Below are 15,023 nucleotides of genomic sequence, written 5' to 3'. Positions count from 1 at the left end.
TGAATATGAAAAAGATTCTAACGAGTACAATTCTTTCAGCTCTTGCGATGCAATCATTTGCTGGTCAATTCAATATTAAAGATCGCATTGAATCTCAAAAGCTAATGCTTGAAAGCTACGATTCTCTCTATGGACAAAGAGAATACTCTCATCCACCAAGCTTCTTTGATGCGCTCAAAGACCTCAAGGGGCTAAAAGAGAAATCGGCGGTAAAGTTCATGAAAAAAGCCGATGAGATTCTTCCAAATAAGATTGCGATGCCAGTTACTTATTGGGCAAAAGTCAATCCTAATGAGAAGAACCTTGCAGAAGTTATTCACTACTATATGGCCTACAAGCTCTTTATTCTTAGAGATTATATTGATAATCCTCTAACAAGTGAAAAAGATAAGGCCCAAGCAGCGAAGCTATTAGAGAAAATAACAAGAGATGGTATTACATCAAATTCTATTTCTAATTATTTTTCAACTTTGAAAATACACTCTTTAAAAATTGCCACATCAAAAGATGTCATTGAAGAACTTTCTAATAATGAAATTATCAATATTGACTTCAATGAACATTTTAAGGATATCAATACATACTCTCTTTCGGCCCTGGGATTTGTTCCTTCTAATAAAACTGAAATTGTTTCAGAAAATGATCGATCTCTAGAAAGAATTGACTGGCTAAATCAACGAGTTATCTTTGCTGGTGGAAAACTAGATTTTGATTCTGATTATATCAAGATGCCAACAGGAGAAGATCCAACAGGAAATATCATTTTTCAAGAAGATCCAATTTATATTAAGATTCGCGATATGATTGATAGTGCTGAGCATTCAGTATTTATCGATATCTTCTTATTTGGTGGAACACTAGGTGCGACTCTTTCAGAGTATCTTCTTGACCAGACAAAAGAGAAGCTTAAGAAGAATCCTAATTTTAAGGTTGTTCTTCTCCACGACTATGCAACAAATTACAATATGCTTGATGAGATGATGCCTATATTTGAATATATTAAAAAGCGTATTGAAACAGAGGATGAGCTAAAAAATAATGTTTCACTTCTTCAGGCAAATATTCAACGTCACCCTCCAGGGATTCCTTTTGGGATTACGAAACTAATTCCAAAAACAAAGGAAGCGATTCAATACTTTGAGTCAGGTAGTACGTATTTTGAATCAAAAATTGACCACTCAAAAGTAATTGTGGTTGATGGAAATACTGAAAATGCACAAGCATACTTTGGTTCAAAGAACTGGACTGACCACAGTGGTGGTTATTACTATGATGATGCCATTTATGTCACAGGTGCAGCAGCCGGACTAGTTCAAGCATCATATTATCGAGATCTAGAAGCGGCCTTAACTGAAGACCCGAAGGAATTACTTGGCTTTTATTATAAAGAACAAGGCTTTGATAATCGCGCCTATCTTGCAAAAAAAGACCAGATTCTAAAGGATATGAGTATCACAAAAGACAAATACGAAGTGAAAGGAGACTCTGTTATTCGCCTAGCTGAAGCCGATGTCGATGGAACAATCAAAAATGTTCGAAATATCTTAATTGATATGATTTCAAAAGCAGAAAAGAATATCTTCATGGAGCAGCTATTTCTGTATGATTCATATGTTATCGATGCACTGATAAAGGCAAAAAGACAGAATCCACTACTTGATATCAAACTTGTAATTGACCACAATGGAAACTTTGGAATGAATGGGCTACCAAATACTCTCTTTGTTAAGAGGCTTGTTGATGCAGGTATTGAAGTTCGTGCTCGTAAAACTTATGGTATTACAGCAAATTTCCCAGATGGTACAACAAAAGAATATCACCAAGAAAACCATCGTAAGATCACTTCAGTCGACGGGATTACAGTTCTAGGTGGATCTTCAAATATTAATCCAGATACTCTTCAAGGATCTTTTAGAGAGTTTGGTGCTCAAATCTTTGATAAAGGTGAAGTACTAAGTTTTGAAAAGCGCTTTAAAAGAGATTGGAACGATTCAGAAAAGATGGAAATCTTTGATATAGAAAATTTTGAAGCTAATATCCAAGGTGTTGCTTTTGGTAAACGCTCTTCTGCGATTATCAATGCAGTTGGAAGTATGGTTTACAAATCAAAAGATGGAATTGAAAAGAGACACAAATAATCTTATCTAATCAAGTAGCTGTTTATCCACAACAGCTACTTGATTGTTTCTTATTAGCTTTATAAAGCTTATATCTTCTTGGTAATTCTACTAATAATAAAGATCTCAAAATCAACAAAGTAAAAACGACAGCAAGAGAAATCTCCCACCAACTTGATACTTCGTGGTCATGATGAGCAACTTTAAAGTCTAATGGCCAAGTGAAGGCTTGATATAGATAATCTGTTAGAAACGAAAATACTAATGCGACAACAGCAATTGCTACAACATTGATTACCACTCCTCTTTTTCCAATATACTTACCTATGACAAGAATATTTGAGATATTAGTTGCAGGTCCTACAAGTAGGAAAAGTAATGCCATTCCAGGACTCATTCCCTTCATCACAAGTGATGCGGCAATTGGAGTCGTTGCAGATGCACAAATATAAAGAGGAATACCAACTAATAGAATTGCACCTCTTCCGGCCCAACCGTGAAGTCCATCAAAGAAGTTTGCAGGAAGCGCGAAGTCGATAAAGGCTCCGGCCAAGATTCCAAATGCAAGCCAGACGGCCATATCATCAACAAGCTCAAAATAACCAAATTTAAAAGAGTCCTTTAATTTCTTTGAAAAGCTCTCACTGGCCACTTCCTTCTTCTTACTTGCACAACAGCTCTTAACTTCAGGCTCTTCATTTTTAACGAATTTATCTGTTTTAAAGACAAGTTGAAGAACACCGGCCACCATTGCAGAAAAGAATGCGGCAACGGGCCTAATTATTGTCATTGGAAGATCCATCATTCCATAAGTCATGGCAATTGAATCGACACCTGATTCAGGAGTTGAAATAAGAAAGGCAGATGTCGCAGAATTTGATGCTCCCTGCTTCTTTAAAGTAGCAGCGGTAGGGATTACGGCACAACTACATAGAGGAAGCGGGATTCCTAGTACAGAGGCCTTAAAAGCTCCCCATATTCCTTTTCCACCCATGGCCTTCTTGATGCGATCAACAGAAATAAAGGCCTTAATAATTCCAGCGGCCAGAAGCCCAAACATAAGAAATGGCGCTGATACTAATATATAATTCCAAAGTGATGTTAAAAAACCCATAATTACCTTCTTTTATTGAGCATATCATAGCAGAGCAAACACTGTTCGTCCTGCATAGTTGCGTAATTTTGGGCAGTTGATAGACAAATTTTATAGATGAGACGAAAAAAGATGAACAATTTTTTATTTTTTCTATTGACGAATGTAATCCAAATCCCTATATTAATTCTTACGAAATGCGGGGGCGTAGTTAAGTTGGTTATAACGTCTGCCTGTCACGCAGAAGGCCGAGGGTTCGAGTCCCTTCGCTCCCGCCATTTTCATTTCGTAACATTCAAGTTTTAAACTCTTCGGAGTCTAAGATATTAAAGCCGAGTTAACCCACTCGGCTTTTTTTTTGGAAGCAGCAAATGCCAGTATGGCAATTTGATGCTGAACAACTCATGACCGACCACGACGGGAGGTCAGGAGAACCAACTCTGCAATCTCACAAACATTTCCTGAATTGATAATTTTCTTCAAAGAAAAGCAGTATGCTAATTGAAGCCGTGCAACCCTGACGACCGAGCACGATGCGAGGGAGAGAGGGTTCCCCGCAAAAATTCCAATCTACATTAATAAGTACACATCACGACGGAAGGTCGGAGAACCAACCCTGCAATCTCAAATACATTTTCAGAAAGCAACTAATACACCTACATCGATAACATTTGATTCAAGTGAGGGGCCTGCAATACTCCACTTTGAGAGTGAGCTAATTTTCCATTTTTAAAGAGAAGAGTTGTAGGTATTCCTCGAATACCAAACTTAACCGAAATCATTGGATTCTTTTCGGTATCAATTTTATAGAACTCCCCTGAGCGCCAATTGCTTTGAGCAAATTCAGAGAAAATTGGTCCATACATTTTACATGGGCCACACCAGTCAGCATAGGCATCCACAAAGACAGGTAGTTGTGCATGTTTGATAATCTTTTCTAGTTTTTCAAAGGAGATACTTGTAACCTTTGCACTGGTGTTTAAATCTTTTGAACACTTTCCACAAACGGCACCAGATGATTGAAGTTTGTCATTATCAATTCGATTAATTGCACCACATGAGTCACAAAGAATTATCTTTTTCATTTCTTACTCCTTATTTTCATTATAACAAAGTCTAGATTAAAAATATTTGATTTAAGTCAAATATTTATTAAAAGAAGAATCGATAATACAAAGAACCGAAGGATCTAATTTGGGAATAAGTATTATAGTCGGACGTATTAGATAACCTTTTACTATTTATCATAATTCCAAAAAGAGATTGATCGAACTCATAACCAATATCACCACCAATTCCAATGGCCGTACCAATAGTGACATCATCTTTAAGATTGGAGTTTTTAAATTTCAGATCAGAAATATTTAAACCAATTGTCCCTTTCAATAGAAGATAGAAGTTAGATAGTTGAAATTGTCTCGTATAACCATAAGAGAGTGCGTACTGAGTAGCGTCGACTCTTGTTACTTCCCCAAAACCACTAAATTTGGGTTGAAGCTCAGTAGGTATTAAACTTTCATTACTTTCAAATTTAACATCAGAGATATTAACTTCAATAATTGATGACTTTTGAGGAGAGCGGTTTTTCTCAGTATGGCCAAATAGAGTTGCAGGCCGAAAGGACTTATTAAAGAAATAAACTGCTGTCACACCATAATTTAAGCTCGAAATATTTGACCTTATACCGTCGTCTGAGCCTTCTATCTTATAGCCTTTGTAATCTTGATAGAAGAGTTCATAGTAAACCCTTCCCCATGTCGAAGATAATTGGATATCTGTGGCATTTGATTCACCTTTTGACTTCGTTTTATCTTCTTCGCTAATTGGATTTTGTAAACTAACACCGATTGTGAAGTCTTTATGGGAAAGGCGAATCGAAGAATACGAAAGGCCTGTTGGTTGGTATTCGATAACTTCATCCGCAACCTCTAGAGTGTGATTAAGTGATGCAAAATCAAGTGAATACTCAACACTTTCAATGAGTTTTTTTGGAGGATGGATTTGATCCCCCCATATTGCCGTTATGATGGCCAAGGCAAAAACAATTCCAACCACTTCAATTCTTCCTTCTAATTATTGGCGTATTTTAAATAAGCAAAGAGATCAATCTTTTAATGTATCAAATTTTTCGTATTCAATTCTGTAAGTGTTTGTCGTCACTTCTTTCATAATATCCACAAAGTACTTATCTTTTACGATATCCTCTCTACTATAGAGATGCTGATCATAAACAGTGGTTGAATATGTTCCGTCATGTCCTGTTACTGTTAGCATGAGTCCAACTAGCTTATGCTCTGAATTCTCGTAATCAAATAAAGGGCTTGTTTCACTAATGGGATGAATAATAAGCCAGCTTAAACGAAAGAAAGGACTATAATCACGCTTAAGATCTAAATTGTAGATACGCCTAACTTTCTCACCTTCAGATGTGACTTCATTAAAGAGAGCAGAAAGGTGAACCTTTGCTTCAACAATATCATTACCTCTTGTATTCCCAATTCTTAAACACACAGATCTAATTCCATCATGCTTTGTAATAAGAACATTCTTTGAGAAGCGAATTCGCGCTTTTGGGCGACTAAGTTTTGCAAAGACAATACCAGTCATAACTGCAACTGCAATTATTCCAATAAATGACTCTACTAAGACGAGGAAATTTGCAAGTGTACCAGTAGGACTTAAGGCACCGTAGCCAATTGTGGACATGGTTTGAACACTGAAGTGAAAAGCCTTTTCAAAACTAGGTGTTTCTCCACCAATTGAGTTTGGGATAAGGGTAAAGAGCAGTCCAAAGAAAACGTTTCCGATAAAATATAGAATAAAAACAATAAGAACCAGCTTCAACCAACTTGTGTTGAGAAGATGAAAATAAAAGTCTTTTCGCATACTTCCTAGCTTTAGTTTTCTTATTTTTATTTTTTACTCCTTTTTTAAGCAGCGCTACCTTATTTAACTTAGACATGTGTCATTTAAGGATTATAACAGCTATATGCTCAATTTTAAAAAAACATAATGTAAATATTCTCTATTAAGCAATGTCGCTTTGAGTAAATTGATTATTAACTACTCAGGTACTAAAGAATATGAAAAGCTTTGAGTTTGCACAATATTAATTTCAAATGATAGTATTTAGAGTACCACCAACGATGAGATCATTATGAAAATAATTGTTTTTAGTGCCCACAATTTTGAAAAAGAATACTTACTACATTATGCAAATGAGCACATTATTACTTTTATTAGTGGCCCACTAAATTCTGATACGGTCACTCTTGCAAAAGGTCATGACGTCGTTAGTGTATTTACGAATGACAAAGTGAATAAAGATGTAATCGATCAACTAAGTGATTTTGGAATTAAACTTATCGCTCTAAGATGTGCAGGTTTTAATAATGTTGATCTTAGTCACGCAAAGTCAAAAGGTATCCCTGTAACGAGAGTTCCGGAATATTCACCACAGGCCATCGCCGAACATACAATGGCCATGATCTTAACTCTGAATAGAAAGACTCATAAAGCCTATAATCGAGTTAGAGAAAATAACTTTAATCTCGATGGCCTAGTTGGTTTTGACTTATATCAAAAAACTGTTGGTGTTATTGGAACAGGAAAAATAGGAAAAGCATTTTGTAAGATTGCTCTAGGATTTGGCTGTAAGGTTTTAGCATTTGACTTGAGTAAAGACAGTGAATTAGAAGAACTGGGAGTTAGCTATGTTGAATTCGATGAACTTCTAGCTTCTTCAAAAATCATTTCACTTCATATTCCTCTAAACAATAATACATACCATCTTATCAATGATTCTAGTATCTCTAAGATGCAAAATAGTGTCGTATTCATTAATACAAGCCGAGGCGGATTGGTTGATACAAAAGCATTAATAAAGGCCTTGAAAGACAAGAAGGTCTTGGCCGCAGGCCTAGATGTTTACGAGGAAGAAGAAAACCTATTCTTTGATGATCATTCAATGGATGTTTTACAAGATGATGATCTTGCAAGATTAATGACTTTTCCAAATACCCTTATTACGTCACATCAAGCTTTTTTAACTCACGAGGCCCTAACAAATATTGCTCAAACGACATTTGAAAGTATTAATTCTATTGAAAGTCAAAATTTTGAATACTCAATATAGAGCCTAAATTATTTCACTAAGAAGTATGCGCTCAAAATACTAATCAATATAGTGAGCCTAATAGCGACATCTCTCCAAACAGAATAGCTTTTAAGTAAATCAGAAAACTCTTCTGGAATTGGCATCGGCTTAACCGCACTAATATTGGCGCCACCAGTATTGCCCTTTGGAACCCATCCAAGAAGATATCCAGGAAAACATGCAAATATTCTTAAAGCTTGACCAAATATTTCCTTATTATTACTTTGCTTAACCCCTATCTTAAACATCCACCAATGAGTTTCAAGGTGAGGAAGAAGTGATTGTTGTCCCAATATATGGGCCCTTTCTAAGTTTTTAAAAGATTGGTCGTAAAACCTCTTATTATAAAGATCTTTTGCTTTATTTATTTCAACAAAGTAGGCTTTTTTTAATGCTCTATTCATTATCTTCTCTTCTGTATTTGATTCACCAATATATTATTTACTATCAAAGGTATGGTCAAATGGCCTAAATCCACAGGCAACGTATGTTAAGTGTGTCACTTCCTCAAGAGCATCTCGCCCATAAAGTAACTCTTCTCTTTTTGATCTTTTTGCAAACTCGTGTGACACTTCATTGAAAGCATCAAGCATCTCTTTTAGAGTTTCTTTCTTTAGATAAAGTGTTCCTCGCCCGCCGTGAGAAGTTCTCTTCTTTGCTTTAAATTCACTTTGCGCATAATCAAAGAAAGCACGGTCGATACTAAAGGAAACTTTTTCTCCAAGTTGCGCCGAAATACTAATATCAGTTCCCTTAAATAAAGGCCTAACCCTATTACCTGATCCAAATTCAATTAAATCGACTTTATCAAGAGCTCTTAGAATTGAATGACAATCTTTTTCTGATAATTGAAATATCCTCATAAGCTTTTGCCACTCATAATTATTTGCCATTAACTCTGTAAAAAAATGATAATGTGTTGGATGCTTTAAGAATAAGTCTTCTTGCTTCTTATTTAAGACTAAATTTGAATCAGAAATATCTTTTGAAATAGCAACCAGATCAGAAAAACTCATCCCAAGTATATCGCAGATTTGATCTAATTTACTCATTGAACAATCTTTTGAAGCCATTAACTTCTTTAGTCCAGACTCAGACATATCAAGCTCAAGGGCAAGTTCTTTATAATTCATTCCACGACTTTTAATAACTTCTTTTAAAGCAATAAATATTTCATCTCTCATGGTTATCTCCTCTATCTGTTAAACCGATAAAAGTAAGATACACAATACCGAACCATTAAATAAGAAACAATGCAAAAGTACCAATTTACGGTACCAAAACGATAAAAGCTTTACCAGACACAATATAAACCACTGGAATCACGTTGAGACTATTTTGTAAATAAAGTCTTATTATTTTACGACGTGTTTTAGAATCTCAATCCCCTCATTTATCTTTTGCATAAATGAATCCCTACTCGATACAACATAGAAATTAGGATGAGCCGACCATACTTCTTTTAATTTACGGTCTAACTCGATAGCTTGATTATTCGTTTCATTGCGATAAATATTATTTGAAGTAATATCCCCACCAGAACATGCCCCTGTTTCAAAAAAGATAACAGCATCATATCGTTCTAATTCGTCATGAAAATTTGATTTAACTTTATCAAAGAACTCATCTCCACCAGCAGGCCAATAAGCGAGCCCATCAAGAGTTCCCCTGTCACACAGAAGAATATGGTCTTTCTTTTGCTTTTCATAAATTGCCTCTAAGTTGACTTGATAATCGTAAATCATTTTTTGAATATCTTTAACAACTTCAGGACGTTTATCTCTTTCAACACCAGATTGAAAAATCGAAGAAGCAGCTTCTGGAACAATCGCAAGTTTTGCAGTGACTAACTCTCTTTTAAATAGATCTAGGGCCGTAGTTTTTCCACCACCTGGTCCGCCTGTAACGACAATTTTCAATTTAACTCTCCATGCTGAATTATTTAAACTCTACTAACCATTCTATCATAGCTTTATAGAGTATTTAGAAATTCCTCTAGTCGATCACATGCTTTTTTAAGTTGAGGACAATTCGCTTCAACAAAAGAATAATCTAGGCTATCTGAATCTTTAAGACTTGCTTCTTTATAAACATTCTCACCTTCATAATCTACGCTAGCGACTCTTACGGCCATCGCATCCTTAGGGAAGTAAAAATCACTACCAGGCAAAAGTGCAACATTATAGTTCTCAAAAATAAATTCTGATAATTCCACATCGTTGTGGATATTCTTACTTTTTAATTTCTCTTTAAAACTTCCAAAGTCTGGAAATAAGTAAAAAGCACCTTTTGGATGAGAACAAGATAGTCCCATTTTTTTGAAACGATCATGAAGGTAGTTTCCACAAACTTCATGAACCCTAGTACAAGTTCTTATATAATTATCAATATCATTATCTATTGAATAAGCCTTTACAGCAGCATACTGAATTGGAGCTGATACGGCACTAAATGTTTCACTAATCATTGCACTTAAGCATTTAATTACACTTTCCATTCCCTCAGGTGCATATAAGAATCCTAGTCGATAGCCACCGGCAGCGTGAGATTTAGATAGTCCGCTAGAGATTAGTGTTCCTTCAGGATATATTTGATGAAAGCTTGCAAACTTACTTCCTGAGAAATTAATTAATGAATAGATTTCATCAGCAATAACAATAACATTATGCTTACGACAAACTCTTGTTAACTCTTCAATCTCTTCTTTGTTATAAACGGCCCCAGTTGGATTACTAGGACTATTAAAGATCAGAATTTTTTGTTTTTCATCAATATGTCTCTGACATGCTTCTTCAAGTTCACTTGCCGTTAATTTATACGAATTATCGACACTCGTAATAACAGGATCAATTTCTCGACCTTTGATATTTAATTGTGGACCATAGCTAACCCATGAAGGGGCAGGTACGATTACAGGACCTTCTAAAACATATAATGCTTGAAAGATTAGCTCCTTACTCCCTGGCCCTACTAAAATTCTATTTTCATCCAAGTTGTATTCAAATTTTTGGTTATAGTAATTTGCAATTGATTCACAAAGCTTAGGTAGACCTCTGGTTGGTAGATAATCTTTTTGATGTGAGTTATTAGCGAGTTCAGATTGTATTTTTTCATGAACATGAAACGGTGATTGGCCAAATCCAAGATGACAAATATCAAGGCCATCTGCTTTGGCCTTTCTGGCACGCATATTAATTGCAAGAGTTGCGGATTCTTTTAATTTTAAGACATTTGGGTTTAGAATTGGCTGTGTTTTTCTTTTCATAATAAATTTTTAAATAAAATACAACGAGTGGCAATCAGAAACTTTTTCCGAAGATTATAAGAAAGGACATCCTTTTATTAATACCTTAGACGATGAAATATCAAAGAATATTTGATTTCTATCAAATTATTTCCGCATTATACGTAATATGATCTAAGTTAGAATTATATAAAGGTGGATTTCAATGAAAAGAATTATCATATTAACATTTTCTCTATTTCTCACAGCTTGCTCAAATTTTGACTCAGGCACAGCTCAGTTATCAAAAGAAGTTCGCGATAGCCAAGTCATTCAAAATACTGTCTATGTAGATAATCTTGCAATTGCAGCACAGCCAACAAAAGAAGACCTTAATAATGTAAAAAAAGAAGGATATGAAATAGTTGTAAACTTAAGAAACCCAAATGAGTTTAAAGACTACAATGAAGCAAAGTATGTTTCAGAATTAAACCTGAGATATTACAACGTTCCTTTCTTTAATAATAAGAAAGAAATCAATATGAGATCCTTAAAAATGGTTTCTAAGCTTATAAAGGATAATCCAAATAAGAAAATATATATTCACTGCTCAAGTGGAAATAGAGTTTCTGCATGGTACCTCACTCACCTACACTTAGAAGAAGGTTTAAGCCTTGATCAGGCAACAAAAATTGCACGAAGAACAGGGTTAACAAAACCAGCACTTGAGAAAAGAATTCTAAAATCAATCAGTAAGAACTAATAAAATTCTGTATCATCAGTATTAAAGACTAATAAATATATTTAGAAGGGATGTTAGTTAAATAGCATTCCTTTATTTCTTGATAAAAATCATATCTTTTTTCTTAATGTAGTCCCAATAGTAGCCGAAAAGAGGTTTATGGGAATACTAAAATTTAGAAAGCAACACTCAAAGAAAGTTGAAAATGAGAAGGTTAAAACTCTTATTCAGGAACAAATTGTTCAAGAGAGAACCCTTCAAGAAAACCTTGAACGTGTAAACACATTAGAAGTTGAAAATGACTTTCTAAAGAGAAAGATAGCACTTCTTGAAAATGAAAATTACAAGTTAAAAGAAGGCTTAACTAATATTCAAGGGAATATGGGTGACTCTGTTGAAAATAGTTATCAAGCGCTAGAAAAGCTCAATGAGGTTGACTCTTCAATGGATGAAATCCGCCAAGACTCTAAAGAGATCTTAGATGATATTATGAGCCTAGAAAGTAATATGGAATATACTTCAAAGTCCTCAACTGATATTGAAGAAGGGGTAAATGCAATCTTAGAAGCGATTGAAGGAATTTCTACAATAGCTTTTCAATCAAAGATGCTCTCATTTAATGCTTCCGTTGAAGCGGCCAGAGCAGGAGAAGCAGGAAAAGGATTTGCTGTTGTTGCAGAGGAAGTCCAAAAACTTGCAACTTCTACGACAGACTTACTAAATCATATTAAAGAGAAAACTGATTACTTCACAACAATATCTAAAACACTTCAAGATTCAGCACAAGAGTCCTTGAGAAAAACAAAAGATATTAATACTCGAATTGATAACTTCAATACTACTATTGCAGATACAACGGTGAAAAATAAAGATGCACTTAATGATATTAGTGCAACTAATGATGAGATCTTTATGAGCTTAGCAAAACTAGATCATGTCATTTGGAAAATTAATACTTATATTTCAATTATTGAAGAGAAACCTACATTCGACTTTGTTGACCACCATAACTGCCGTCTTGGTAAGTGGTATTACCAAGGAGAAGGTCAAGAAAGCTTCTCACACTTGAGTTGTTTTTCTCACATCGAAAGTGACCATGCCCACGTTCACAATGGCACAAAGCATATCTTCGACTATCTAAGTAATGTAAAAGAAAATATTGAGCATATTACAGATGGCATCAATGAGATGGAAAGAGCAAGTGAATGTGTTTTTGATGGGCTTGATCGAATCTTAGATGAGAAGAAGCGAAGTGCTTAAACTCGACTATAATACAGTAGTATATTTAAGATGATTTCTATTTCTTAGCATGAGATAATCCAAAAAAGACGAAAAAGGATGCTTATGGATTATCGAATTGAGACAGATAGTAATGGTGAAATTAAAGTTCAAACTAATCACTACTGGGGTGCTCAAACCCAACGCTCACTTCAAAATTTCAAAATTGGCTCAGACCATTTCCCTCGAGAAATGATCCGTGCCTTAGGTATTCTTAAAAAAGGTGCGGCCCTGGCCAATCTAGAGCTTAAGAAGATATCTAAAGATAAGGTTGATCTAATCATTCAAGCCGCTGATGAAGTAATTGCTGGCAAATTAGATGAGCACTTCCCTCTTGTCGTTTGGCAAACAGGCTCTGGAACTCAAACAAATATGAACGCCAATGAAGTTATTTCAAACCGCGCAATTGAATTAGCAGGTGGAGAGATGGGAAGTAAATCACCTATCCATCCAAATGATGACGTTAATAAATCACAGTCTTCAAATGACACATTTCCAACAGCTATGCATATTGCAGCTGTTGAGCAAATTGAAGATAAGCTTATTCCTAGTCTCGAAAGACTTATTTCATCATTTGATGAGAAAACAAAAGACTTTCAAGATATTGTTAAGATTGGAAGAACTCACCTAATGGATGCAACTCCCCTAACTTTAGGTCAGGAGTTCTCTGGTTATACAGCACAACTTAAAAGTGCAAAGAAAGACATTTTATACACTCTAAATAACTTAAGAGAATTGGCCCTTGGTGGAACAGCTGTAGGAACAGGTCTAAACACTCACCCAGACTATGCAGACTTAGTCGCTAAAAAGATTTCAGAAATTTCTGGTAAGAAGTTTATTACGGCAGCTAATAAATTCGAATCACTAGCAGCACATGATGCAATTGTTGCAGGATCTGGTGCAATGAAAAGACTTGCGACGGCCCTGATGAAAATTGCTAATGATATACGTTGGCTTGCAAGTGGACCACGCTGTGGAATTGGAGAAATATCTATTCCTGCAAATGAGCCGGGCTCTTCAATTATGCCAGGTAAAGTGAACCCTACTCAATGCGAGGCCATAACGATGGTATGTGTCCAAGTACTAGGAAATGATGCGGCCATTGGCTTTGCTGGATCTCAAGGAAACTTTGAACTCAATGTCTATAAACCAGTCATGATTCATAATTTTCTTCATTCGCTAAATCTTCTTGCTGATTCAATGGAATCTTTTAACGATAACTGTGTTATTGGAATCGAGCCAAATAAAGAGAATATAGAAAAACATCTAAATAATTCTCTAATGCTAGTTACAGCTCTCAATCAACATATTGGCTATGATAACGCAGCAAAGATCGCTAAAAATGCTCATAAGAAAGGACTCACACTAAAAGAGTCGGGAGTTGAACTGGAGTTAGTAAGTGCTGATGACTTTGATAAGTTTATTGTGCCATCAAAGATGACACAACCATAGGAGTTTTACTTTTAACTAATCAAAGCGTGAAAATAAGATTGTAGCAATATTTGGCTCGGCCATTTGAGATGCCTGAACTTGATAAATACCACCTTGTGTTTCAACAAAACACATAAATGAGCTTCCTTCAGACAGAGATCGAATATTTGAAAATTCCTGCTGAGAAATATAGTCTTCACTACATCCCTTCTCTTTCATTGCCACTTCAACAAATGATGCACATGAATTATTCATTGAACTATCATAGTCGTATAAAGTGTGAATATATGTATCAAATTCGCAATCTGCGAAAGTGTTAATAGATAAAAATAAAGAAGTTATTAAGATTAGTTTTTTCATGTGCTTCTTATACATGAAAATAATAAAAAAATGAGCTTTTATGTAAGCCTTACATACAAAAATAGAGAAAGTTATTCAAGAGGTTATTTATGGACTAATAGAGCGTGACTTTTATCACGCCCTATTATTAAGTTGTTACTGTTTATTGTAGTAGTATATTGGTGATCCACCAGCTTCACGACATGTCTTATAATTTGTAAAAGTGTCTTTTACACTTAGAATAAGCTTTCCGTCATTGTACTCGTAATCAAAGATTGAACCATTAGATTCTACACCAAAATGTTGCTTCTTAAGTATTCCTTCCCATATTCCAAGGTTACAATCTACGTAAGACATTTCTAGTCCACCTTGATACTGACCTGGACCAACATATTTAAAATCTCCTGAATTGATTTGAGTACAGTTTAGAAGATATGGTGCCCACTTTGCACTCTTAGCAATTGCAGTCATTTCAGCTTTTTCTTCTTTAACTTCAAGAGTTACATTGTATCTCATGAATGCACCTCCAAGTTTAAGAGTCTCACCTGTCGTACATTCAATACGATCAAGAAGATAAGTCCCCTGTGGAATCATTGCAAAGCTAGATGCCGTAAATAATAAGGCCAAAAGTGTTTTCATAAAAA

At 35.1% G+C, this 15,023-nt stretch carries 15 protein-coding genes and 1 tRNA gene; 6 read left to right on the top strand and 10 right to left on the bottom strand.

Features of this window, described 5'->3' with window-relative positions:
• Window positions 1-5 precede the first annotated feature (5 nt).
• The gene (locus BALOs_RS03105; RefSeq protein WP_120404229.1) at window positions 6-2,138 is read left to right on the top strand and encodes a phosphatidylserine/phosphatidylglycerophosphate/cardiolipin synthase family protein; all 2,133 of its coding nucleotides are present in this window, start codon (window positions 6-8) and stop codon (window positions 2,136-2,138) included.
• A 22-nt stretch (window positions 2,139-2,160) separates the two neighbouring features.
• Here BALOs_RS03105 and BALOs_RS03100 read toward each other — a convergent pair whose 3' ends face one another.
• Window positions 2,161-3,231 (bottom strand): SO_0444 family Cu/Zn efflux transporter, encoded by a 1,071-nt coding sequence (locus tag BALOs_RS03100; protein ID WP_115361564.1) that lies wholly within the window; start codon window positions 3,229-3,231, stop codon window positions 2,161-2,163.
• Window positions 3,232-3,411: 180 nt separating this feature from the next.
• On the opposite strand from BALOs_RS03100, the gene BALOs_RS03095 reads away from it, so the two are divergent.
• A tRNA-Asp gene (locus tag BALOs_RS03095) sits at window positions 3,412-3,488 on the top strand.
• Between the two features lie 378 nt (window positions 3,489-3,866).
• Here BALOs_RS03095 and BALOs_RS03090 read toward each other — a convergent pair.
• From BALOs_RS03090 to BALOs_RS03080, 3 genes are all read right to left on the bottom strand, one after another.
• Entirely contained in the window at window positions 3,867-4,295 is a 429-nt protein-coding gene (locus BALOs_RS03090) for a co-chaperone YbbN (RefSeq protein ID WP_120404228.1), read from the bottom strand.
• A gap of 67 nt (window positions 4,296-4,362) precedes the next feature.
• Complete coding sequence (locus BALOs_RS03085) at window positions 4,363-5,265, bottom strand: DUF4421 family protein (protein ID WP_158536859.1); 903 nt, start codon at window positions 5,263-5,265, stop codon at window positions 4,363-4,365.
• 48 nt (window positions 5,266-5,313) lie between these two features.
• Window positions 5,314-6,096 (bottom strand): ion channel, encoded by a 783-nt coding sequence (locus BALOs_RS03080; RefSeq protein ID WP_120404227.1) that lies wholly within the window; start codon window positions 6,094-6,096, stop codon window positions 5,314-5,316.
• Between the two features lie 271 nt (window positions 6,097-6,367).
• On the opposite strand from BALOs_RS03080, the gene BALOs_RS03075 reads away from it, so the two are divergent.
• Complete coding sequence (locus BALOs_RS03075) at window positions 6,368-7,345, top strand: 2-hydroxyacid dehydrogenase (RefSeq protein ID WP_120404226.1); 978 nt, start codon at window positions 6,368-6,370, stop codon at window positions 7,343-7,345.
• A gap of 8 nt (window positions 7,346-7,353) precedes the next feature.
• On the opposite strand, the gene BALOs_RS03070 is transcribed toward BALOs_RS03075, so the two are convergent.
• The 4 genes from BALOs_RS03070 to BALOs_RS03055 form a co-directional block, all read right to left on the bottom strand.
• Window positions 7,354-7,770, bottom strand: coding sequence for a DUF3703 domain-containing protein (locus BALOs_RS03070; protein ID WP_120404225.1), 417 nt, complete (start codon window positions 7,768-7,770; stop codon window positions 7,354-7,356).
• 33 nt (window positions 7,771-7,803) lie between these two features.
• Entirely contained in the window at window positions 7,804-8,550 is a 747-nt protein-coding gene (locus BALOs_RS03065) for a helix-turn-helix transcriptional regulator (protein WP_115361576.1), read from the bottom strand.
• Window positions 8,551-8,721: 171 nt separating this feature from the next.
• On the bottom strand, window positions 8,722-9,285 hold the full coding sequence (locus BALOs_RS03060) for an AAA family ATPase (protein WP_115361578.1): 564 nt from the start codon (window positions 9,283-9,285) through the stop codon (window positions 8,722-8,724).
• A gap of 53 nt (window positions 9,286-9,338) precedes the next feature.
• On the bottom strand, window positions 9,339-10,631 hold the full coding sequence (locus tag BALOs_RS03055) for a pyridoxal phosphate-dependent aminotransferase (protein WP_120404224.1): 1,293 nt from the start codon (window positions 10,629-10,631) through the stop codon (window positions 9,339-9,341).
• Window positions 10,632-10,815: 184 nt separating this feature from the next.
• On the opposite strand from BALOs_RS03055, the gene BALOs_RS03050 reads away from it, so the two are divergent.
• From BALOs_RS03050 to fumC, 3 genes are all read left to right on the top strand, one after another.
• Window positions 10,816-11,352, top strand: coding sequence for a hypothetical protein (locus tag BALOs_RS03050; protein ID WP_120404223.1), 537 nt, complete (start codon window positions 10,816-10,818; stop codon window positions 11,350-11,352).
• A gap of 138 nt (window positions 11,353-11,490) precedes the next feature.
• The gene (locus BALOs_RS03045) at window positions 11,491-12,591 is read left to right on the top strand and encodes a methyl-accepting chemotaxis protein (RefSeq protein WP_120404222.1); all 1,101 of its coding nucleotides are present in this window, start codon (window positions 11,491-11,493) and stop codon (window positions 12,589-12,591) included.
• An 84-nt stretch (window positions 12,592-12,675) separates the two neighbouring features.
• Entirely contained in the window at window positions 12,676-14,061 is a 1,386-nt protein-coding gene (fumC, locus tag BALOs_RS03040) for a class II fumarate hydratase (protein ID WP_120404221.1), read from the top strand.
• A 15-nt stretch (window positions 14,062-14,076) separates the two neighbouring features.
• Here fumC and BALOs_RS03035 read toward each other — a convergent pair whose 3' ends face one another.
• Both BALOs_RS03035 and BALOs_RS03030 read right to left on the bottom strand, forming a co-directional pair.
• Window positions 14,077-14,400, bottom strand: a complete 324-nt coding sequence (locus tag BALOs_RS03035; RefSeq protein WP_162929508.1) for a hypothetical protein — start codon at window positions 14,398-14,400, stop codon at window positions 14,077-14,079.
• A 135-nt stretch (window positions 14,401-14,535) separates the two neighbouring features.
• Complete coding sequence (locus tag BALOs_RS03030) at window positions 14,536-15,018, bottom strand: hypothetical protein (protein ID WP_120404219.1); 483 nt, start codon at window positions 15,016-15,018, stop codon at window positions 14,536-14,538.
• Window positions 15,019-15,023: the final 5 nt, after the last annotated feature.

The organism is Halobacteriovorax sp. BALOs_7 (assembly GCF_003612895.1).
GTDB lineage: Bacteria > Bdellovibrionota > Bacteriovoracia > Bacteriovoracales > Bacteriovoracaceae > Halobacteriovorax_A > Halobacteriovorax_A vibrionivorans.
The sequence above is the reverse complement of the archived record's forward strand: the minus strand, read 5'-3'. Positions and strand labels throughout refer to the sequence as shown.

What these genes read in the sequence shown, in the direction of transcription:
- BALOs_RS03105 (WP_120404229.1), top strand. Translation starts at nt 6, where the DNA reads ATGAAAAAGATTCTAACGAGTACAATTCTTTCAGCTCTTGCGATGCAA.
- BALOs_RS03100 (WP_115361564.1), bottom strand. Translation starts at nt 3,231, where the DNA reads ATGGGTTTTTTAACATCACTTTGGAATTATATATTAGTATCAGCGCCA.
- BALOs_RS03090 (WP_120404228.1), bottom strand. Translation starts at nt 4,295, where the DNA reads ATGAAAAAGATAATTCTTTGTGACTCATGTGGTGCAATTAATCGAATT.
- BALOs_RS03080 (WP_120404227.1), bottom strand. Translation starts at nt 6,096, where the DNA reads ATGCGAAAAGACTTTTATTTTCATCTTCTCAACACAAGTTGGTTGAAG.
- BALOs_RS03075 (WP_120404226.1), top strand. Translation starts at nt 6,368, where the DNA reads ATGAAAATAATTGTTTTTAGTGCCCACAATTTTGAAAAAGAATACTTA.
- BALOs_RS03070 (WP_120404225.1), bottom strand. Translation starts at nt 7,770, where the DNA reads ATGAATAGAGCATTAAAAAAAGCCTACTTTGTTGAAATAAATAAAGCA.
- BALOs_RS03065 (WP_115361576.1), bottom strand. Translation starts at nt 8,550, where the DNA reads ATGAGAGATGAAATATTTATTGCTTTAAAAGAAGTTATTAAAAGTCGT.
- BALOs_RS03055 (WP_120404224.1), bottom strand. Translation starts at nt 10,631, where the DNA reads ATGAAAAGAAAAACACAGCCAATTCTAAACCCAAATGTCTTAAAATTA.
- BALOs_RS03050 (WP_120404223.1), top strand. Translation starts at nt 10,816, where the DNA reads ATGAAAAGAATTATCATATTAACATTTTCTCTATTTCTCACAGCTTGC.
- BALOs_RS03045 (WP_120404222.1), top strand. Translation starts at nt 11,491, where the DNA reads ATGGGAATACTAAAATTTAGAAAGCAACACTCAAAGAAAGTTGAAAAT.
- fumC (WP_120404221.1), top strand. Translation starts at nt 12,676, where the DNA reads ATGGATTATCGAATTGAGACAGATAGTAATGGTGAAATTAAAGTTCAA.
- BALOs_RS03035 (WP_162929508.1), bottom strand. Translation starts at nt 14,400, where the DNA reads ATGAAAAAACTAATCTTAATAACTTCTTTATTTTTATCTATTAACACT.
- BALOs_RS03030 (WP_120404219.1), bottom strand. Translation starts at nt 15,018, where the DNA reads ATGAAAACACTTTTGGCCTTATTATTTACGGCATCTAGCTTTGCAATG.